Origin of the sequence: Streptomyces sirii, from assembly GCF_045690365.1 — a bacterium.
GTDB classification, from domain to species: Bacteria; Actinomycetota; Actinomycetes; order Streptomycetales; family Streptomycetaceae; genus Streptomyces; species Streptomyces sirii.
The window spans coordinates 7,544,321-7,563,886 of the sequence record NZ_CP147982.1 but is presented as its reverse complement, the minus strand read 5'-3'; the positions used below and the strand labels follow the sequence as shown (position 1 = coordinate 7,563,886).

Genomic DNA, 19,566 nt, shown 5'->3' with positions numbered 1-19,566 from the left:
GAATCATGGACGCAGCCGCCTCGGGGAGGGTTGCCCGCCGCGCTGGCGCGGGGTCACCGCTGTCGTTCGCGGCCCGGCGCATCATCCACGCCTCCGGACGGCCTGCCGGCGCCCGATCGCCCGCGCGTCGAGCCCGGACAGCCCGCGCACCGCGACGAACGCCTTCTCCCGGCCGGGCAGCGACACCCGGCCGCGCAGCACCGCTTCGGGGTCCGACGCGATCCGGGTGAGCAGGCGGTGGTAGATGCCGGCCATCGCGGCCACGCAGGCGCCGCTGCGCCGGTCGAGCATCGGCAGCAGCCGGAAGCCCTCGGCGAACAGCGCACGGGCCCGCTTCACCTCGAAGTGCACCAGGCCGGCGAAGTCGGAGCCGGGCGGCGGGACGGGACCGGCGAACCCGGCCGAGCAGCCGAACTTGGCGAGGTCCTCGGCGGGCAGGTACGTACGGCCGTTGCCGGCGTCCTCGCGAACGTCCCTGAGGATGTTGGTCAGTTGGAGGGCGAGGCCGAGCGTGTCGGCGTACTCGGGAGCGCGCTCGGCGTCCGGCGCGCCCGGCACCGTGCCGAACACGCCGAGCGAGAGCCGGCCGATGGCTCCGGCGACACAGCGGCAGTAGACCCGGAGGCCCTCCCAGGTCTCATAGGTCTCGCCGCGCACATCCGCCAGCACACCGTCGATCAGCTCGTCCAACGCGTCGAGCGGGATGGGGAAGCGCGCGGCGGCGTCGGCGAGCGCGACGGCCACCGGGTCGGTGTCGTCCTCGTCGACCAGGCCGTTCTTGATACGCGCCAGCAGCGCCCGGGTGTCCTCCAGGCGTTGCTGTTTGGCGGCGGTCTCCAGATTGCCGTCGCCGATGTCGTCGACCCGGCGGGAGAAGGCGTAGAGCGCCGACATGGCCTGTCGCCTGTCGGTCGGCAGCAGCCGGATGCCGTAGGCGAAGTTGCGCGCCTGCTGACCGGTGACGGCCTCGCAGTAGCGGTACGCAGCGAGCACCGGCGCGGACGCGTGTGCGGTTGCCTCCACGGTCCGGCTCACCCCTCTCTTCGCAGTACGGCCGCCAGCTCGCGCATCAGGCTGAGCTTGGTCGGCTTGGGCGGTCCAGGGAGTACGTCGTGTTCGGCGGCCGCCACCGCCTGGAGTGCGGCGCGTCCGCCGGCCACGAATCCGGCCAGCAGCAGCTTGAGTCTGCCGTGGACGCTACCCACCAGCGCGGTGCCTTCATTCAGCAGGTCACGGGCGCGTTCGGCTTCGAACGCGATCAGTGCGCGCACCGATGCGCCCCCGCTCGGGGCGGCCAGATCGGCCTCTGTGACGCCGAAGCGTTTCATGTCCTCGGCGGGGAGGTAGACGCGGTCGCGCCCGAGGTCCTCGGCCACGTCCTGGACGTGCTCGACGATCTGCAGGGCGGTGCAGACCGCGTCGGAGCGACGGATCCGCTCGGGGCTCGAGGTGCCGGTGATGCCGAGGACGAGCCGGCCGACGGGGTTGGCGGACAGCTCGCAGTAGGCCACCAGGTCGTCGTAGGTGGCGTAACGGCTCACCCGCTGGTCCTGGCGGTTGGCCTCGATCAGGCCGAGGAAGGGCTCGGGGGTCAGCTCGCAGCGGCGGACGGTCGGGCCGAGGCGGCGCATCAGCGGATGCTTGGGGCCGGGCGCGCGGTCGCTGAAGACACGGTGCAGATCCGCCTCCAGGGCGTCCAGCAGCGCGGGCCGGTCGTCGTACTGTGCGCGGTCGAGCCCGAGGAGTACGGCGTCGCCGCCGCCGGGCGCGAGATCGCCGTCGCCGATGTCGTCGACGAGCCGGGCGAAGCCGTAGACGGCCATCAGATCGGCCCGCCAGACGCGGGGCAGGAAGAACGGCGCGACCGGGAAGTTCTCATGTGCGGCCTGATCGAGCACGGTGCGCGTCTGGTCCCGCCCGTCACCCGTCGCCACCCTTCCGACGAAGGCGCGACGCGCCCGCTCGTTGTCTCGGCTCACCGGGGTCTGCCCGGCGCATTTCGGTGCCGGAGCGAACCAGTAGCCATTGCCGTCACGTCTCCCGTTCTACACCGCCAAGCTAAAACATCCTATTTCGGACACGCCGCACCCGGCGACGCGCCCTAATCGAGCCTCCATCACCCTTTTGGGTGAGCGTCGCCCGACTTATACCACTTGTGCTGTTCGGTACCCGTACAGCTTACGCCGTGCCTCTCGTACAGGTCCGAGCGGGTACCGAGGCCCCGGGCAACGATCCGGTCGGCATCCACCCCGTCCGAACTGCTCCCGACGCCAGTGGAGTTGGCCGTCACCTCACGCCGAAGGCCTCCGCGAGGCGGACTCGCGGAGGCCTTCCGGTGCGAGTGGGGCTACTTGCCCGTTTCCTTCTCGTACGCCTTGATGACCTCGTCCGTGGGGCCGTCCATCAGCAGTTCGCCGCGCTCCAGCCACAGGACGCGGTCGCAGGTGTCGCGGATGGACTTGTTGTTGTGGCTGACCAGGAAGACCGTGCCGGCTTCCTTGCGCAGCTCGCGGATGCGGGCCTCGGAGCGCTTTTGGAAGGCGCGGTCGCCGGTGGCCAGGGCCTCGTCGATCATCAGCACGTCGTGGTCCTTGGCGGCGGCGATGGAGAACCGCAGCCGGGCGGCCATACCGGAGGAGTAGGTGCGCATCGGCAGCGAGATGAAGTCGCCCTTGTCGTTGATGCCGGAGAAGTCGACGATGCCGTCGTAGCGCTCGCGGATCTGCTCGCGGGACATGCCCATCGCCAGGCCGCCGAGGATGACGTTCCGCTCGCCGGTCAGGTCGTTCATCAGGGCCGCGTTGACGCCCAGCAGGGAGGGCTGGCCGTGGGTGTAGACCCGGCCGCGCTCCGCGGGCAGCAGCCCGGCGACCGCCTTGAGCAGCGTCGACTTGCCCGAGCCGTTGGAGCCGATCAGGCCGATCGACTCACCCCGGTAGGCGGTGAAGGACACGCCCTTGACCGCGTGGACCTCGCGCACACCGGTCGAGGGCTTGCGGCGGACGATGCGGTTGAGGGCCGCGGTGGCACTGCCCTTGCCCGCTCCGGTGCCGTAGACCCGGTAGACGATGTGCAGATCGTCCGCGATCACCGTCGGGATACGGGCCTCTGCGGCCTCGGTCGGCTGGACGCCGTTCTTCTGCTCAGCCACGTCCGTACCGCTCCTCAGCCTTCCAGAAGTACACAAAGCCGACGACGCCCATCAGCAGCGCCCAGCCGCCGGCGAACGCCCACACGTGCGGGGGCAGCTTCTCCGCCGTGAAGCTGTCGATCAGCGCGAAGCGCATCAGGTCGATGTAGACGGCCGCCGGGTTGGCGTTGAGCAGGACCTCGACGAACGCCGGGACGTCCTTGCCCTTGAGGATCAGGTCGATGCTGAACATCACGCCGGACGCGTACATCCACGTCCGCATGATGAACGGCATCAGCTGCGCCAGGTCCGGGGTCTTCGAGCCCAGCCGCGCCATGACCATCGCCAGGCCGGTGTTGAAGACGAACTGCAGCGCCAGCGCGGGGAGCACCAGCAGCCACGACCAGGTCGGCAGCTGCCCGAAGCCCAGCAGGATCAGGACCAGCACGCCCATGGAGAACAGCAGCTGCTGCAGCTGCATCAGGCAGAACGAGATCGGCAGACAGGCGCGCGGGAAGTGCAGCGCCCGCACCAGACCCAGGTTGCCCGAGATCGCCCGCGTACCGGCCATCACCGAACTCTGGGTGAAGGTGAAGATGAAGACGCCGGTGACCAGGAACGGCACGAAGTCGGGGACGCCCTTCCTCGTGCCGATCAGCAGACCGAAGATCAAGTAGTAGACGAGCGCGTTCAGCAGTGGCGTGGCCACCTGCCAGACCTGCCCCAGCTTGGCCTGGCTGTACTGCGCCGTCAGCTTGGCGCTGGCGAAGGCGGAGATGAAGTGCCGCCGGTCCCACAGCTGCCGGACGTACTCCGGGAGGCTGGGCCGGGCACCGCTCTGGGAGAGCCCGTACTTCTGGGCCCGCTGGGCAGGGGTCAGCCCTTCGTCGGAAGCTGGCGGGGCACTCATGGCGACCGCACTGTCGTGCGTGGTCTCGCTCACAGTTGACACTTTCGTCCTCAAGGTGCGCTGCCGGGGCCACGCCCCGGTTCGCGCTGATGCTCTCAGATACGAGCTTGTCAGATGACGGGAGGGCGGCCCAGTCGGGTCAGTCGCCAAACGGTAGCCCACTTCATGGGACGCCTGGGACCGCACGGGGTGACCCAGCCCTCCTTGAAGCCGCCCAGCCACGCCCGCAGCGCCGGTCGCGACGGCCGGCGGGCGAGGGTGAGCAGAAACCAGACACCGAGATAGACCGGAACCAGCGCGGCCGGGAGGTTGCGCCGGGCCAGCCAGACCCGGTTGCGGGCCACCATCCGGTGGTAGACCGCGTGCCGGGCCGGTGCCGTGGTCGGGTGGAGGAGGACCATGTCCGCCCGGTAGTCGATCATCCAGCCCGCGTCCAGCGCCCGCCAGGCGAGGTCGGTCTCCTCATGGGCGTAGAAGAAGTCGTCGGGCAGCCCGCCGACCTCCTCGAGGACCCGGGTGCGGACCGCGTTGGCGCCACCGAGGAAGGTGGTCACCCGCGAGGAGCGCATCGGGTCGGAGGCGCGCAGCCGCGGTACGTGCCGGCGCTGGGTCTCACCGGTGTCCGGATCGGCGATCCGGAAGCTGATGATCCCCAGCCCGGGGTCCGCGGCGAACGCCTCCCGGCACAGCGCGGCGGTGTCCTCCCTGGCCAGCAGCCCGTCGTCGTCGAGGAAGAGCAGGATGTCGACCTCGCTGCCGCCGGGCCCGAAGGCCTCGATGCCGACGTTGCGGCCGGCCGGGATGCCGACGTTCTCCGGCAGCTCGACGGTCCGTACGCCCTCGGGGAGCTCCGGCAGCGGCGAACCGTTGCCGACGACGGCGACCTCGATCGGGTCGCCGTCCTGCTTGGCGACCGAGTCCAGCAGCGCGCGCAGCTCCTCGGGGCGGTTGCCCATGGTCAGGATGACCGCACCGACCCGCATGCCCGACGCCCCCGTCACTTGAGCCTGCTGGAGACGAGGATGGACACGAGGTGGAGCAGCGTCTGGAGCAGCGCGATGCCGGCGAGCACGGCGACGCCCAGCCGCGAGAAGAACAGGTCGCCGCGGACCGTGTCCAGGATCGCCAGGACCAGGATCAGCAACGACGCCTCGACCCCGAGGACGAGCCGGTGGAACTTCAGCGCCGCGGCCGCCTTGCGGGCCAGCGCCATCCCGGAGGAGCGCGGCTCGGACGCCGACTCCTTGACCGGCGGCAGCCCGCCCTGGTGACGGGCCACACCCACGAGGTCGGTCTCGGCCTTGATCAGGATGGCGCCGAGGGCGGCGAGCGTGCCGAGGAAGGCCCACAGCCAGTCGATCCGCCCGGTGCCCCACAGGTCGGAGGCGCGCAGGCCGAAGCCGACCAGGACCGCGGCGTCGCACAGGTAGGCGCCGACCCGGTCCAGGTACACCCCCCCGAGCGAGAACTGCTTCTTCCAGCGGGCGACCTCGCCGTCGACGCAGTCGAGCAGCAGGTAGAGCTGGACCATCAGCACGCCGAGCACGGCGCCCGCGATCCCCGGCACCAGCAGTGCCGGGGCGGCGAGGACGCCGAAGACGGTCATCAGGTAGGTCAGCTGGTTGGGCGTGACCCGGGTGTTCACCAGGTGCCGGTCGATGCGCAAGGAGATCTCGCGCATGTAGAGCCGGCCGGCCCAGTGCTCGCCGCTCCGCCGGTCCTTCACCCCGGCGGGGTGAACGACCGGGCGGAGCTCAGCTACCGATGGCTTCTGCATAGTCGGCGTAAGCGTCCCTGATCTGGTCGGTGGACAGGTCCAGGTGCTCCAGGATGGTGTAGCGCCCGGGGCGGGTCTTGGGTGCGTACTCGACGGCCGCGACGAATTCCTCGTCGGTGAAGCCGATCTCGCCGGGCGTGACCGGCAGGCCGTGCCGGCGCAGCACCTCGACCATCAGGTCGCGGGTCTCCCGGTCCCCACGCAGATGCGTGGCGAAGGCGGCGGCGAGGCCGCACTGCTCGCCATGGCTCGCGGCGCGCTTGGGGTAGAGGATGTCGAGCGCGTGGTTGATCTCGTGGCAGGCGCCGGACGCCGGGCGGCTGTCGCCGGCCACCGACATCGAGATGCCGGTGAGGACCAGGCCCTCGGCCAGCACCTGGAGGAAGCCGTTGTCGCCGACGCCGCCGGGGTGCCGGAGCACCGCCTCGCCGGCCTGGCGCGCCATGGCGGCGGCCAGTCCGTCGATCGCCTCGCCGGTCTCGCGGTGCGAGAGCTCCCAGTCCGCGACCGCGGAGATGTTGGAGATCGCGTCGCCGATGCCCGAGCGGACGAACCGGACCGGGGCCTCGCGGATGATGTCGAGGTCGATCACCACGGCGATCGGGTTCGGCACACCGTAGGAGCCACGGCCGGCGTCGTTGTCGAGGGTGGCGACCGGCGAGCACAGGCCGTCGTGCGACAGGTTCGTCGCGACGGCGACCAGCGGCAGGCCGATCCGCGCCGCGGCGAACTTGGCGCAGTCGATGATCTTGCCGCCGCCGAGGCCCACGACCGCGTCGTAGTGCCCCTTCTTCATGGCGTCGGCGAGCTTGATCGCGTCGTCCAGGGTGCCGCCGCCGACCTCGTACCACTCGGCGCCGGGCAGGGCGGGCGACAGCCGCTCACGCAGCCGCGCCCCCGAGCCGCCGCTGATGGCGATGGCCAGCTTGCCGGACGCCGAGATGCGCTGATCGGCCAGCAGGCCCGCCAGGTCGTCCAGGGCGCCGGCGTTGATGTCGACGACGACCGGGGACGGAATGAGGCGGGTCAGTACTGGCATGCGATGTCACGGCCCTTCGCCAGGTCGTCGTGGTTGTCGATCTCGACCCACTTGACGTCGCCGATCGGGGCCACGTCCACCTGGAAGCCGCGGTTGACCAGCTCCTGGTAGCCGTCCTCGTAGTAGAGGTCGGGGTCCCGCTCGAAGGTGGTCTTCAGGGCGTCGGCCAGCTCCTCGGCGGCCTCGCCCTCGATGAGGGTGACGCCGATGTACTCGCCGGTCGCCTCGGCCGGGTCCATCAGCTTGGTGATCTTCTGGACGCCCTTGTCGGGGTCCACGACGACCTTCATCTCCTCGTCGGCGAGCTGCTTGACGGTGTCCAGCGCGAGGATGATCTTCTGGCCGTTGCCGCGGGCGGCGAGCAGGGTCTTCTCGACGGAGACCGGGTGCACGGTGTCGCCGTTGGCGAGGATCACGGTGTGCTTGATCGAGTCACGGCCGCACCACAGGGAGTAGGCGTTGTTCCACTCCTCGGCCTTGTCGTTGTCGATCAGGGTGAGCTTGAGGCCGTACTTCTGCTCCAGGGCCTCCTTGCGCGCGTACACGGCCTCCTTGCGGTAGCCGACGATGATCGCGACCTCGGTCAGGCCGATCTCGGCGAAGTTGCCGAGGGTCAGGTCGAGGATGGTGATGTCGCCGTCCACCGGCACCAGAGCCTTGGGCAGGGTGTCGGTGTAGGGACGCAGACGCCGTCCGGCGCCGGCAGCCAGCACGAGGCCGATCATGCGGGTTCTCCTTCATCGTGTACGGCGGGTGCTCCGGAAGAGACCCAGAAGCGGATGCTCTCGGTGAGCACCAGCAGCGCCAGGACCACGGCGAGCGCCGTGAGGGCGATTGTGAAACCTGAGGGGGACAGCGCGGCGGCGAGGACGGTGATCACGAGGACCCGTCCCTCGGCACCGCCGGTCGCCCGGACCAGCCACCGAGGTGGGGCTCCGGTGCCACCGCGGATGCGGTAGACCGTGTCGTAGTGATGGTAGGCGACCGCCGCAACCAGCCCGAACGCCGCGGGCAGCGCTCCGGGGTCGTCCGCGCGGGCGGCCAGGACCAGGATCGCGGTGTATTCGCCGGCCCGGAAGAAGGGCGGTACGAGCCAGTCGAGGGCGCCCTTGAGCGGGCGGGCCACGGCCGCGCCGGCCAGCAGCGCGGAGCAGGCGGCGACGCCGACGGTGAGCCAGGACGCGGGGTCGTCCTCGAAGATCACCCAGACCAGGAGGACCGCGGCCGAGAGAAACGCCATAACGGGGGCCAGGTACGAACCGGTCCGTCCGCGGCCCCGCGCGCCACCGGCGACCAGCTCGGCGAGCGGGCCGGAGTCGGCGAGGTCGGCCAGCGCCCGGGCGGCGCGGTCGGTGCGCCGGGCCCGGCGGGTCAGGGAGCGCAGCACCCGGCCCGCCGTGGTGTAGCAGGCGGCCAGCGCGCAGCCGACGAGCAGGGCGTAGAAGACGATGCGCGGGGTGGTGAGCGCGGTGAGCACCGCGATCATGGCCCAGCGTTCACCGATCGGCAGCACGATCATCCGGCGCACCCACACCGTCCAGCCGACGCTGTCGAGCTTGTCGGAGAGCGAGGCGGTGGGGCTGGTGTTGGCGGTGGCGTCGTGGTTCGCCTCGTTGAAGGAGAAGTCCACGACGTGCCGGCAGGTCTGCAGCACCATCGCGCCGAGCGCCAGCGCCCATACGTCGTCGCCGCCGCGGGCGGCGCCGAGGGCGAGGCCCGCGTAGTACGCGTACTCCTTGGCCCGGTCGAAGGTGGCGTCCAGCCAGGCGCCCATCGTCGAGTACTGCAGGGAGTAGCGGGCGAGCTGCCCGTCGGTGCAGTCCAGGACGAAGGAGAACAGCAGCAGGACGCCGGCGGCGACGAAGCCGCCGCGGGTTCCGGTGGCCGCGCAGCCGGCCGCTATCAGCGCGGTGAGCAGCGATGCCGTGGTGACCTGGTTGGGGGTGAGGCCGCGGCGCGCGCACCAGCGGGCGAGGTAGCGGGAGTAGGGGCTGATGGCGAAGGTCGTGAAGAACCCGTCGCGGGACTTCACCGCGGTGCGCAGCCGGACGGCCTCGTCGTCGACGGCGGCGACCGCCTCCCGCGCCTCCTCGCGCTGTGCGGGGGTGAGGGCGACGGTGGCGACCAGGCTGCCCAGCTCGACGCGGTGCAGCCCGACGTCCTCACGGTCCAGGGACTCGGTGAGCGTCTCGGTGAGCACGTCGGTGAGGTGTGCGGTGCCGGCGCCGACCGGGATCCGGCCGAGCGCGCGGGCCAGCGCGGGGCGGGCCCCGGGCTGGGCGGTGAGCGCACCGGGCACCGCCGCGGCCTCGAAGCGGGGGTCGGTCAGCGCCAGCCGAAGGGCGTGCAGATGTCCGACGAAGCGGGGGTCGACGACCGCGATCCGCTCCTGTGCGGGCACGGCGGCGATCAGCTCGGCGGCGGACGCGGGATCGTCCGCGGCGCGAACGTCGAAGCCCAGCGTGCGCAGGTCGGCTTCGAGCGGCGACCCGGCAACCGGCGGACCGGTGAGGATGGCGGTCGACAGACGAACTCACTCCTTGGATGCTGACAAGGCAGCACGGACGGTCCGCAATCGATCCGCATTCGATACGAACTACCCGGGCAGCGGGCGTGGCACACCTGACGCCTGGAGGGCCGGGTGGCACGTCGGCAGAGGTTATCGGATCGCCGGATGCGGCCGTTCACCGCGCATTCACCGCACGATCGAGTGACCGACGGCTGCGCCTGCCGCGATCATCATGGTGGATCGGGTGGCGCATGAACAACCGGTCAGCTGCCCGGGCACCCGATCCGGTGCCGGTTATGAGCGGGCTGGTCACGGGGCGGGCGGGTTGTGCCGGGGCAGGTGTGGTGAGAGCCATGCCGGGTCCGGAGATGATCGCCGGGCACTCCCGCCGTCACCGGGCCTGCCGCATCCGCCCTTGTCAGGGACACTGCGAGCGGCTCCCGGGGTGTGTCCCCTCTCACGACGGGCGCACTCGGCGAACGGTGCGCGGGCGGTGTTGCGCCGCGCACCCGCTGTGCCGGTGTTGCGGACCCGGCTAGGGCAGACTTGACGTCGAAGACCGACGACAAGGATGGGCATGCCGATCACACCTGCCAACGGACAGACCACCGCAGACGCGGCGGTGAGCACACCGGGCGGCACCGCCGAACCGATCTTGCTGGAGCTGGTCGACGAGGACGGCACGACGATCGGCACCGCGGAGAAGCTCGCGGCGCACCAGCCCCCCGGGCAGCTGCACCGCGCGTTCTCGGTCTTCCTCTTCGACGAGAAGGGCCGGCTGCTGCTGCAGCGCCGGGCGCTCGGTAAGTACCACTCCCCCGGTGTGTGGTCCAACACCTGCTGCGGACATCCGTATCCGGGTGAGGCGCCGTTCGTGGCCGCGGCCCGCCGGACCTCGGAGGAGCTGGGCCTGGCGCCCGCGCTGCTGGGCGAGGCCGGCACGGTGCGTTACAACCACCCCGATCCGGCGTCCGGCCTCGTGGAGCAGGAGTACAACCACCTGTTCGTGGGCCTGGTGCGGGCCGAGCCGGCGCCGGACCCCGAGGAGGTCGGCGAGGTCGCGTTCGTGACGCCGCAGGAGCTGGCCGAGCGGCATGCCGCGGTGCCGTTCTCCTCGTGGTTCATGACCGTGCTGGACGCGGCCCGTCCGGCGGTGCGCGAGCTCACCGGACAGTCGGCGGGCTGGTAGCGAGCGGGGTGAGCGGAAGCTCGGCCCAGATGGCCTTGCCGCCGTTCACCGTGTGCTCGACGTCGCATTTGCCGCCCACCTCCGCGGTGAGCGTCTTGACCAGCCACAGCCCGCGGCCGCCGACATCACCCTCCTCCGCCTCCAGCGCCTTGGGGCGGTAGGGGTGGTTGTCCTCGACCGCCACCCGCAGCCAGTTCGCGCCGATGGTCACCTGCACGGCGATCTGGGGCGAGAGCAGGGCCGCGTGCTGGACGGCGTTGGTGACCAGCTCGGAGACGATGAGCAGCAGGCCGTCCATGATGTCGGCGGCCACGGGCACACGCTGTTCGTCGAGCAGATCCCGCACCGCGTGCCGCGCCTGCGGCACGGAGGCCTCCAGTGCCGGGGCGGTGAACCGCCAGACACCTTCGTACGCGAGCGGGGAGGTCAGCTCTTCGGGGGGTTCTGCAGGGGGTCCGGAAGGCATCCTCACAGGAAGAGTGTTGAGAATGCGTTGGTCCGGACCGACCCGCTGAACACAAGTCAGCACCTATCGACGACTTATGGTCGATTCCGAGCGATTCGATCGACCCGGCGACTGGTCCTGTTCCGTTTGTTCCTTCTCCGGGGACTCCCGCGGAATGGCGACCGTACGATCCTCGCCATCAGGACCGCCCGTGCCGCAGACCCCATACAGCACAGCAGGCCCGGCGCCTGAGCACCGGACCTGCTGTACATCTTCAGTAGCGGGGACAGGATTTGAACCTGCGACCTCTGGGTTATGAGCCCAGCGAGCTACCGAGCTGCTCCACCCCGCGTCGGTTGCCCCCACACTATGGGTCACCGGCCCCAGGACCAAATCGATAATCACCACGGGCGTCCGGGGCCCGCCCCCGCACCCCTCACACGGTCCGCTCGGCGATCCGGCCGCCGTCGACCTCGATCCGCCGCGTGGTGTGCACCGCCTCCAGCATCCGGCGGTCGTGGGTGACCAGCAGCAGGGTGCCGGCGTACGAGGCGAGCGCGGACTCCAGCTGCTCGATGGCCGGCAGGTCGAGATGGTTGGTCGGCTCGTCCAGGACGAGGAGGTTGACCCCGCGGCCCTGGAGGAGGGCCAGCGCTGCGCGGGTCCGCTCGCCCGGTGACAGCGTGCGCGCCGGGCGCAGCACATGCGCCGTCTTCAGGCCGAACTTCGCGAGCAGGGTGCGCACGTCGGCGGGCGCCATATCGGGGACGGAGGCCCGGAAGACGTCCATCAGCGGCTCGTCGCCGAGGCCGGGCGCGCCGAAGAGCGCTCCGCGCGCCTGGTCGACCTCGCCGACCACCACCCCGGGGCCGAGCGAGGCCTGCCCGGCGTCCAGCGGGAGCCGGCCGAGGAGGGCGGCGAGCAGGGTGGACTTGCCGGAGCCGTTGGGGCCCGTGATCGCGACCCGGTCCGCCCAGTCGATCTGCAGGTCCACCGGGCCGAAGTGGAAGTCGCCGCGCCGGACGCCGGCGTCGCGGAGCGTGGCCACGACCGCGCCGGCCCGGGGCGCGGCGGCGATCTCCATCCGCAGCTCCCACTCCTTGCGCGGCTCCTCGACGACCTCCAGCCGCTCGATCAGGCGCTGGGTCTGCTTGGCCTTGGAGGCCTGCTTCTCGGTGGCCTCCACCCGGCCCTTGCGTCCGATCTTGTCGTTGTCCGGGGCCTTGCGGCGGGCGTTCTTGACGCCCTTCTCCATCCAGTTGCGCTGGGTGTGCGCGCGGGTCTCCAGGGCGGCCCTGGTATCGGCGTACTCCTCGTACTGCTCGCGCGCATGGCGCCGGGCCCGCGCGCGCTCCTCCAGATAGGAGGCGTAGCCGCCGCCGTAGGTGTTGACCTGCTGCTGGGCGAGGTCGAGCTCGACGACGCGGTTGACCGTACGGGTCAGGAACTCGCGGTCGTGGCTGACCAGGACCGTGCCGGACCGCAGCCCGGTGACGAATGATTCCAGCCGTTGCAGGCCGTCCAGATCGAGGTCGTTGGTCGGTTCGTCCAGCAGGAAGACGTCGTAGCGGGACAGCAGGAGCGAGGCGAGCGAGGCGCGGGCGGCCTGGCCTCCGGAGAGCGTGGTCATCGGCTGGTCGAGGCCGACCGAGAGGCCCAGCTGGGCGGCGGTCTCCTCGGCGCGCTCGTCGAGGTCGGCGGCGCCCAGGTCGAGCCAGCGCTCCAGCGCCGTGGCGTAGGCGTCGTCCGCGCCGGGCCGCTCCTCCACCAGCGCCTGGGTGGCGTCGTCCAGGGCGAGCTGGGCTCGGGCCACGCCCGTACGGCGGGCGAGGAAGGCCCGCACGGTCTCACCGGGGCGGCGGTCGGGCTCCTGCGGGAGGTGGCCGACGGTGGCGGTGGGCGGGCTGAGGGAGAGCGCGCCCTCCTCGGGGGTGTCCAGTCCCGCCAGCAGGCGCAGCAGGGTGGACTTGCCCGCGCCGTTGGCGCCGACGAGGCCGATCACATCGCCGGGGGCGACGACCAGATCCAGGCCGGAGAACAGGACGCGCTCGCCGTGGCCGGCGGCGAGGTCTTTGGCGACGAGAGTTGCTGACATCAGGCCGCCGATCGTATCCGGCCGCGCCCTCGGCGGTCGCTCTAATATCCGGGCATGGAACCGGGTCTGAAGACACACGTCAGCGACGGCACAGCGACCGTCACCATCAGCAACACCGGCAAGCGCAACGCGATGACCGTCCAGATGTGGCGGGACCTGCCGCCGCTGCTGGAGCGGCTGGCGGGGGACGGTTCCGTGCGGTCGCTGGTGCTGACCGGCGAGGGCGGGACGTTCTGCGCGGGTGCGGACATCGGGGCGCTGCGGGATGCCGCCGGCGAGTCGCAGGGCCTGGCGGTGGCGGCCGAGGAGGCGCTGGCCGCCTTCCCCGGGCCGACGCTGGCGGCGATACGGGGCTACTGCGTGGGCGGCGGCGCCCAGCTGGCGGCCGCCTGCGATCTGCGGTTCGCGGAGGAGGGGACGCTGTTCGGGGTCACGCCGGCCAAGCTGGCGGTGGCCTATCCGGCGTCCGCCACCCGGCGGCTGGTCCGGCTGGTGGGGCTGTCCACGGCCAAGTACCTGCTGTTCTCCGGCGAGTTGATCGACTGCGCGCGGGCGCTGCGTACGGGCCTGGTGGACGAGGTGCTGCCCGAGGGCGACCTGGGCAAGCGGGTGGCGGAGTTCTCGGCCGTGCTGGCCAGCCGGTCACTGCTGACGCAGACCGCCGCGAAGGAGCTGGCGAACGGGACCTGGGACGTGCCCCCGGAGGAGGCCGAGGAGCGCGGGGCCTACTGGGCCGCGCAGGCACGCGCCAGCGGCGACACCGAGGAGGGTGCCGCCGCCTTCCTGGAGCGCCGGGCGCCGCGCTTCACCTGGCCGACGGGCTGACGCCCCGGGCCCCGGGCCTTACGCGCCGGTGTCCTCGCCGGTCAGGAGGAACCGGCTGCGCTCCCGCAGCAGCGCGACGACCTCGGCCGGCGCCTTGTCCGGGGCGCCCGCGTCGTAGGGCGGCTGCGGGTCGTACTCGATGCCGAGCTGGATCGCCTGGGCCGTGGTGTCCCCGGCGATCCGGCCCAGCAGGGCCAGTCCCATGTCGATGCCGGACGAGACGCCGGCCGCCGTGACGTACTTGCCGTCGAAGACCACCCGCTCCCCGGTCGGCTCGGCGCCCAGGGCCGGCAGCTGGTCCAGCGCGAGCCAGTGGGAGGTCGCGCGGCGGCCCTTGAGCAGGCCCGCGGCCCCCAGGATCAGCGAACCGGTGCAGACCGAGGTGGTCCAGGTGGTGCCGGCGTCCACGGCGCGGATCCAGTCGTGCAGCGGGCCGTCGTCCATCTGCGCGAGCTGCCCCGGGCCGCCGGGGACGACCAGGATGTCCGGGGCGGTGACCTCGCTCAGCGTGGCGTCGGCGACCAGCCCCAGCGAGCCGACCTCGTTGCGGTAGGTGCCGGAGCGCTCGCCGACGAACACCGTCTCCGCCCCCGGGAGCCGGCTGAGCGTGTCGTAGGGGCCGATGGCGTCCAGGGCGGTGAAGCGGTCGTAGAGAAGGATGGCGATCTGCATGTGGGTTCCTGTCGGTCGTGGTGACGTAAGGGATGTACGGGGTCTGGTGAGGTCGGTGGATCAGGCCGGCTGCGGGGCCGCTCCGGCCGGCCGGAAGCGGCGCCGGTATTCGGCCGGGGAGGCGCCCAGGACCTTCAGGAAGGCGCGGCGCATCGCCTCCGGGGTGCCGTAGCCGCAGCGGCGCGAGACCTGCTGGATGCCGTCGACGGTGTCCTCCAGGCAGCGGCGGGCGGCCTCCAGCCGTACCCGGTCGACATAGCGGCCCGGCGTCATGCCGACCTCGTGGCGGAACGCCCGGGCGAAGTGCCGCGGGGAGAGTCCGGCGCGGTCCGCGAGGGCGTCGACGGAGAGGTCGGCGGCCGGGTTCTCGGTGATCCACTGCTGGACGTCGCGCAGCGGCCGCCGCTGTGCGGTCTGGGCCGCGAGCTGGGCGCTGAACTGGTTCTGGTTGCCCGGCCGCCGCAGGAAGACCACCAGATGCCGGGCGACGGTCAGCGCCAGGTCCCGACCGTGGTCCTCCTCCACCAGGGCCAGCGCGAGGTCGATACCGGCCGTCACGCCCGCCGAGGTGGCCAGGTCGCCGTCCCGTACGTAGATCGGCTCGGGCTCGACCCGCACCGCGGGGAACCGCTCGGCGAGGGTCTCGCAGAGCATCCAGTGGGTCGTGGCGCGGCGGCCGTCCAGCAGCCCGGCCTCGGCCAGCAGCAGCGCCCCGCTGCAGACCGAGACCTTGCGCCGGGCCCGGTGGGCGTGGTCCCGCAGCCACTCCACCAGGCGGGGGTCCGGTGCCCGGGTGCCCTCGCCGCCCGGCACCAGCAGGGTGTCCGGCGCCTCGGCGGCGGCCAGCGTGAGGTCGGGTACCAGGGTCAGGCCGCTGGTGGTGCGGACCGGGGCGCCGTCCAGGGAGGCGGTACGGATCCGGTAGGCGCCCGGGACTCCCAGGGCCGCACCGTGGAAGACCTCGACCGGTCCGGTGACGTCGAGGGCCTGCACGCCGTCGAAGAGGACGACCAGCACATCGCGCTGTTCCATACGTCCATCCTGGTCAGCGAGGCCGATGGCGGCAATGACGGATAACCCACCTTTTCTGCCATGTCTCGTACGCACGGACGTTCCGGCCGGTTCCGACGCCCTGCCACCGAGGCCATACCGACGGGTCGGTACCCTGCCCCCCATGACCTCATCCAGCGCACTGCCCGCACAGGCCGGCCGGGCCTGTCACAACGTCGTCAACCCCTTCCACTCCACCCACTACTTCGCGCCGGAACTCCCGGCCGAGATGGCCCGGATCGGCATCGAGGACCGCAGCGCCGGCTACTTCGCCTGCCGGTCGGCGGCCATGGGCGCGGTGGGCCCCGGCACGGTCACGGCCACCTTCTACAACTTCAACCACGACCTCGTCGCCCGGCACGTCCCGCACGTCTGGTCGGTCACCACGCCCGAGGCCGTGCTGGCCGCCCGGCTGCGCGCCGCGGACGCCACGCTGCGCCGGCTCCTGGGCGACGAGGCGGTCGAGTCGCCGGAGATGGCGGAGGCGGCGAAGCTGGCGCTGCGCGCCACCGAGGGCTGCACCCGCCACGCCCGGCCCCTGTACGCCGCGCACGCCGACCTGCCCGTACCGGACGCCCCGCACCTGGCGTACTGGCACGCCGCGACGCTGCTGCGCGAACACCGCGGCGACGGCCACCTGCTGGCGCTGCTGGACGCCGAACTGGACGGCCTGGAGGCCCTGGTCAGCCACACCGCCAGCGGCCGCGGGATGAGCTACCGCGGCGTCATGGCGACCCGCGGCTGGGAGGAGGAGGACTGGCAGGCCGCACAGGAGCGGCTGCGCACCCGCGGGCTGCTGGACGCCGAGGGCGAGTTGACCGAGGCCGGCGTCCAACTGCGCAAGGACCTGGAGGCCCGGACCGACCGGCTGGACCGGGCTCCGTACGAGCACCTGGGCGCCGAGGGCGTGGCCAGGCTCACCGAGCTGGCGACCGGCTTCACCACCACCGCCATGAACGCCGGCGCGTTCCCCGCGGTGCTGTTCGGCAAGTAGGGCCCCTGCGGGACGTCCCCGCCGGGGTGTGCGTGCGGCTTCTCACACCCCGGCGCGCACGGCTGGGCGGCGCGACAGCCCCACCCACGACCCGGCACAATGCAGGCTCAAGCAAGCGCTGGAAGGCGGGGCAGGATCAACGTGACGGCAGCCACTGAGCCCATCGGGGCCCTCGGGTCCATCGAAGCCAGGATCGCCGGGGAGCTCGGCGTCAAGGAGCGGCAGGTGAAGGCCGCGGTCGAACTGCTCGACGGCGGTTCGACCGTCCCGTTCATCGCGCGCTACCGCAAGGAAGCCACCGAGATGCTCGACGACGCGCAGCTGCGCTCGCTCGAGGAGCGGCTGCGCTATCTGCGCGAGCTGGAGGAGCGCCGGAGCGCGATCCTGGAATCCGTACGGTCCCAGGGCAAGCTGGACGCCGCCCTGGAGGCGCAGATCCGCGGCGCCGAGTCCAAGGCCCGGCTGGAGGACATCTACCTCCCGTTCAAGCCCAAGCGGCGCACCAAGGCGCAGATCGCCCGGGAGGCGGGCCTGGAGCCGCTCGCCGACGGGCTGCTGAGCGACCCCTCGGTGGAGCCGGCCGCGGCCGCCGCGACGTTCGTGGACGCCGACAAGGGGGTCGCCGATCCGGCCGCCGCCCTGGAGGGCGCGCGGGCCATCCTGACCGAGCGGTTCAGCGAGGACGCGGATCTGATCGGCGAGCTGCGCGAGCGGATGTGGGGGCGCGGGCAGGTCGCGGCGAAGGTGCGGGAGGGCAAGGAGGAGGCCGGCGCGAAGTTCGCCGACTACTTCGACTTCGCCGAGCCGTTCACCGAGCTGCCCTCGCACCGGGTGCTGGCGATGTTCCGCGGCGAGAAGGAGGAGATCCTCGATCTCAACCTGGAGCCGGAGGCCCCGTCGGACGCCACCGAGGGCCCCAGCTCCTACGAGCAGTCCATCGCGCACCGCTTCGGCATCGCCGACCGGGGCCGCCCGGCCGACAAGTGGCTCAAGGACACCGTCCGTTGGGCCTGGCGCACCCGCGTCCAGGTGCACCTGGGCATCGATCTGCGGCTGCGGCTGCGCCAGGCCGCCGAGGACGAGGCGGTGCGGGTCTTCGCGTCGAACCTGCGCGATCTGCTGCTGGCGGCGCCCGCCGGGACGCGCGCCACGATGGGCCTGGACCCCGGCTTCCGTACGGGCGTGAAGGTCGCGGTGGTGGACGCGACGGGCAAGGTGGCCGCCACGGACACCATCTACCCCCATGTGCCGCAGCAGAAGTGGGACGCCTCGCTGGCCACGCTGGCGAAGCTGGCGCGTGAGCACGGCGTCGAGCTGATCGCGATCGGCAACGGCACCGCCTCCCGCGAGACCGACAAGCTGGCGACCGATCTGATCGCCGCCCAGCCGGAGTTGAAGCTGACCAAGGTGATGGTCTCCGAGGCCGGCGCCTCGGTGTACTCCGCCTCCGCGTTCGCCTCGCAGGAGCTGCCGGAACTGGACGTGTCGCTGCGGGGCGCGGTGTCCATCGCCCGCCGGCTCCAGGACCCGCTGGCCGAGCTGGTCAAGATCGACCCGAAGTCGATCGGCGTCGGCCAGTACCAGCACGACCTGTCCGAGGTGAAGCTGTCGCGCTCGCTGGACGCCGTGGTCGAGGACTGTGTGAACGGCGTCGGTGTCGACGTCAACACCGCGTCCGCGCCGCTGCTTTCGCGGGTCTCCGGCATCAGCTCCGGCCTCGCCGAGAACATCGTCGCGCACCGGGACGGCAACGGCCCGTTCCGCTCCCGCAAGACCCTCAAGGACGTGGCGCGGCTCGGCCCGAAGGCGTACGAGCAGTGCGCGGGCTTCCTGCGGATCCGCGGCGGCGACGACCCGCTGGACGCCTCCAGCGTGCACCCCGAGGCGTACCCGGTGGTGCGCCGGATGGTGACGGCGGCGGCCACCGAGGTCGGCGCGCTGATCGGCAACACGTCGGTGCTGCGGGCGCTGAAGCCCGCGGACTTCGTCGACGACTCCTTCGGCCTGCCGACGGTCACCGACATCCTGACGGAACTGGAGAAGCCGGGCCGCGACCCGCGACCGGTCTTCAAGACCGCGACCTTCAAGGAGGGCGTGGAGAAGATCGGCGATCTGCAGCCGGGGATGCTCCTGGAGGGCGTGGTGACCAATGTCGCCGCCTTCGGGGCGTTCGTGGACATCGGCGTCCATCAGGACGGTCTGGTCCATGTCTCGGCGATGTCGAAGAACTTCGTCAAGGACCCCCGGGACGTGGTGAAGCCGGGCGACATCGTGCGCGTCAAGGTGCTCGACGTCGACATTCCGCGCAAGCGGATCTCGCTGACCCTGCGGCTGGACGACGAGCCCGGCAAGGGCGCGTCGGCGGGCGGCGACCAGCGCCGCGGCGGCTCGGGCGGCGGGCGCGGACCGCGCGAGGGCGGCGGCCGGGGCGGTGCGCCGCGGCAGCGGCAGGGCGGCGGCCAGCGCGGCGGGGACCGCCGTGGCGGCCGCGACGCGGGACCGGCCAACGACGCGATGGCGGACGCCCTGCGACGGGCCGGCCTCCTGGGCAAGGAGCGGGGCGGGCGCTGAGGCCTCGCGCCCTGAAGCAGGGTTCTCCGAGCACCTGCTGACGTACCGTCACCTTCCACGGCCGTCAGTCCGGGCAGCCGCTTACCGGTGGCTGATCGGGCTGACGGCCGCGCCGTCGGCGGAGCGGCTGGACCGGCCGCGGCTGCCCCGCAATTGCGTGGACGGGGTGAACGGGGCTCGTTATTCTGCGTCCGTGTCCAGCCCCGAGGCGTCAAGACGCTAGCCACCGGTCGTCCGGTGGCTCCTCGCGTTGCCCAGCCACAGGGAGTGTCCGCGCCGCGGGGCGTGCCCGCTCCACGGGGCGTGCCCGGCACGTCCCGCCCGGCCCGCGCCCCCTCGTCGCGCGCTCCCCTTCACGGC

General features: G+C 72.0%; 17 protein-coding genes and 1 tRNA gene. 4 read left to right on the top strand and 14 right to left on the bottom strand.

All coding sequences use genetic code 11. The features are described 5' to 3' along the window. Positions 1-81 precede the first annotated feature (81 nt). The 9 genes from hpnD to WAB15_RS33600 form a co-directional block, all read right to left on the bottom strand. Complete coding sequence (gene hpnD, locus WAB15_RS33640; RefSeq protein WP_399145079.1) at positions 82-1,035, bottom strand: presqualene diphosphate synthase HpnD; 954 nt, start codon at positions 1,033-1,035, stop codon at positions 82-84. Further along, positions 1,032-1,898, bottom strand: a complete 867-nt coding sequence (gene hpnC / locus WAB15_RS33635) for a squalene synthase HpnC (RefSeq protein ID WP_407289340.1) — start codon at positions 1,896-1,898, stop codon at positions 1,032-1,034. Before hpnC ends, hpnD begins: the two co-directional genes overlap by 4 nt. A gap of 449 nt (positions 1,899-2,347) precedes the next feature. Continuing rightward, on the bottom strand, positions 2,348-3,151 hold the full coding sequence (locus WAB15_RS33630) for an ABC transporter ATP-binding protein (RefSeq protein ID WP_407288546.1): 804 nt from the start codon (positions 3,149-3,151) through the stop codon (positions 2,348-2,350). After that, on the bottom strand, positions 3,144-4,073 hold the full coding sequence (locus WAB15_RS33625; RefSeq protein WP_407288545.1) for an ABC transporter permease: 930 nt from the start codon (positions 4,071-4,073) through the stop codon (positions 3,144-3,146). Before WAB15_RS33625 ends, WAB15_RS33630 begins: the two co-directional genes overlap by 8 nt. Positions 4,074-4,150: 77 nt before the next feature. Next, positions 4,151-5,023 carry a glycosyltransferase family 2 protein gene (locus WAB15_RS33620; RefSeq protein ID WP_407289339.1) on the bottom strand — a complete coding sequence of 291 codons (873 nt, stop codon included), beginning with the start codon at positions 5,021-5,023 and terminating at the stop codon, positions 4,151-4,153. Between the two features lie 14 nt (positions 5,024-5,037). Then, positions 5,038-5,817 carry a CDP-alcohol phosphatidyltransferase family protein gene (locus WAB15_RS33615; RefSeq protein WP_399150211.1) on the bottom strand — a complete coding sequence of 260 codons (780 nt, stop codon included), beginning with the start codon at positions 5,815-5,817 and terminating at the stop codon, positions 5,038-5,040. Further along, on the bottom strand, positions 5,795-6,856 hold the full coding sequence (locus WAB15_RS33610) for an iron-containing alcohol dehydrogenase family protein (protein WP_399150212.1): 1,062 nt from the start codon (positions 6,854-6,856) through the stop codon (positions 5,795-5,797). Before WAB15_RS33610 ends, WAB15_RS33615 begins: the two co-directional genes overlap by 23 nt. After that, the gene (locus tag WAB15_RS33605; RefSeq protein WP_399150213.1) at positions 6,844-7,581 is read right to left on the bottom strand and encodes a sugar phosphate nucleotidyltransferase; all 738 of its coding nucleotides are present in this window, start codon (positions 7,579-7,581) and stop codon (positions 6,844-6,846) included. Before WAB15_RS33605 ends, WAB15_RS33610 begins: the two co-directional genes overlap by 13 nt. Next, a complete protein-coding gene (locus WAB15_RS33600) occupies positions 7,578-9,383 on the bottom strand; it encodes a DUF5941 domain-containing protein (RefSeq protein ID WP_407289338.1) in 1,806 nt (601 codons plus the stop codon). Before WAB15_RS33600 ends, WAB15_RS33605 begins: the two co-directional genes overlap by 4 nt. Positions 9,384-9,942: 559 nt before the next feature. On the opposite strand from WAB15_RS33600, the gene idi reads away from it, so the two are divergent. Then, the gene (gene idi, locus WAB15_RS33595; protein WP_399150214.1) at positions 9,943-10,554 is read left to right on the top strand and encodes an isopentenyl-diphosphate Delta-isomerase; all 612 of its coding nucleotides are present in this window, start codon (positions 9,943-9,945) and stop codon (positions 10,552-10,554) included. Here idi and WAB15_RS33590 read toward each other — a convergent pair. The 3 genes from WAB15_RS33590 to WAB15_RS33580 all read right to left on the bottom strand — a co-directional run bounded on the left by WAB15_RS33590 (position 10,529) and on the right by WAB15_RS33580 (position 13,094). Then, a complete protein-coding gene (locus WAB15_RS33590) occupies positions 10,529-11,020 on the bottom strand; it encodes an ATP-binding protein (protein ID WP_384442968.1) in 492 nt (163 codons plus the stop codon). The genes idi and WAB15_RS33590 overlap by 26 nt on opposite strands. 257 nt (positions 11,021-11,277) lie before the next feature. Continuing rightward, positions 11,278-11,351 (bottom strand) — tRNA-Met (locus tag WAB15_RS33585). Between the two features lie 84 nt (positions 11,352-11,435). Next, the gene (locus WAB15_RS33580) at positions 11,436-13,094 is read right to left on the bottom strand and encodes an ABC-F family ATP-binding cassette domain-containing protein (RefSeq protein WP_407288544.1); all 1,659 of its coding nucleotides are present in this window, start codon (positions 13,092-13,094) and stop codon (positions 11,436-11,438) included. 54 nt (positions 13,095-13,148) lie between these two features. Here WAB15_RS33580 and WAB15_RS33575 point away from each other — a divergent pair, with 54 nt between their 5' ends. Beyond that, on the top strand, positions 13,149-13,919 hold the full coding sequence (locus WAB15_RS33575) for an enoyl-CoA hydratase/isomerase family protein (protein ID WP_399150216.1): 771 nt from the start codon (positions 13,149-13,151) through the stop codon (positions 13,917-13,919). A gap of 18 nt (positions 13,920-13,937) precedes the next feature. Here the strand turns inward: WAB15_RS33575 and WAB15_RS33570 are convergent, their stop codons facing one another. Continuing rightward, positions 13,938-14,591 (bottom strand): DJ-1/PfpI family protein, encoded by a 654-nt coding sequence (locus WAB15_RS33570; protein ID WP_399150217.1) that lies wholly within the window; start codon positions 14,589-14,591, stop codon positions 13,938-13,940. Between the two features lie 60 nt (positions 14,592-14,651). Continuing rightward, positions 14,652-15,623 (bottom strand): GlxA family transcriptional regulator, encoded by a 972-nt coding sequence (locus WAB15_RS33565; RefSeq protein ID WP_407288543.1) that lies wholly within the window; start codon positions 15,621-15,623, stop codon positions 14,652-14,654. Between the two features lie 142 nt (positions 15,624-15,765). Between WAB15_RS33565 and WAB15_RS33560 the strand changes: the two genes are divergently transcribed. Continuing rightward, positions 15,766-16,635, top strand: a complete 870-nt coding sequence (locus tag WAB15_RS33560; protein WP_407288542.1) for an SCO6745 family protein — start codon at positions 15,766-15,768, stop codon at positions 16,633-16,635. Positions 16,636-16,776: 141 nt separating this feature from the next. Beyond that, positions 16,777-19,206: a Tex family protein gene (locus WAB15_RS33555; RefSeq protein WP_399150220.1), complete on the top strand. Its 2,430-nt coding sequence runs from the start codon at positions 16,777-16,779 to the stop codon at positions 19,204-19,206. Positions 19,207-19,566: the final 360 nt, after the last annotated feature.

What these genes read in the sequence shown, in the direction of transcription:
- WAB15_RS33620 (WP_407289339.1), bottom strand. Translation starts at nt 5,023, where the DNA reads ATGCGGGTCGGTGCGGTCATCCTGACCATGGGCAACCGCCCCGAGGAG.
- WAB15_RS33615 (WP_399150211.1), bottom strand. Translation starts at nt 5,817, where the DNA reads ATGCAGAAGCCATCGGTAGCTGAGCTCCGCCCGGTCGTTCACCCCGCC.
- WAB15_RS33610 (WP_399150212.1), bottom strand. Translation starts at nt 6,856, where the DNA reads ATGCCAGTACTGACCCGCCTCATTCCGTCCCCGGTCGTCGTCGACATC.
- WAB15_RS33605 (WP_399150213.1), bottom strand. Translation starts at nt 7,581, where the DNA reads ATGATCGGCCTCGTGCTGGCTGCCGGCGCCGGACGGCGTCTGCGTCCC.
- idi (WP_399150214.1), top strand. Translation starts at nt 9,943, where the DNA reads ATGCCGATCACACCTGCCAACGGACAGACCACCGCAGACGCGGCGGTG.
- WAB15_RS33590 (WP_384442968.1), bottom strand. Translation starts at nt 11,020, where the DNA reads ATGCCTTCCGGACCCCCTGCAGAACCCCCCGAAGAGCTGACCTCCCCG.
- WAB15_RS33580 (WP_407288544.1), bottom strand. Translation starts at nt 13,094, where the DNA reads ATGTCAGCAACTCTCGTCGCCAAAGACCTCGCCGCCGGCCACGGCGAG.
- WAB15_RS33575 (WP_399150216.1), top strand. Translation starts at nt 13,149, where the DNA reads ATGGAACCGGGTCTGAAGACACACGTCAGCGACGGCACAGCGACCGTC.
- WAB15_RS33570 (WP_399150217.1), bottom strand. Translation starts at nt 14,591, where the DNA reads ATGCAGATCGCCATCCTTCTCTACGACCGCTTCACCGCCCTGGACGCC.
- WAB15_RS33565 (WP_407288543.1), bottom strand. Translation starts at nt 15,623, where the DNA reads ATGGAACAGCGCGATGTGCTGGTCGTCCTCTTCGACGGCGTGCAGGCC.
- WAB15_RS33560 (WP_407288542.1), top strand. Translation starts at nt 15,766, where the DNA reads ATGACCTCATCCAGCGCACTGCCCGCACAGGCCGGCCGGGCCTGTCAC.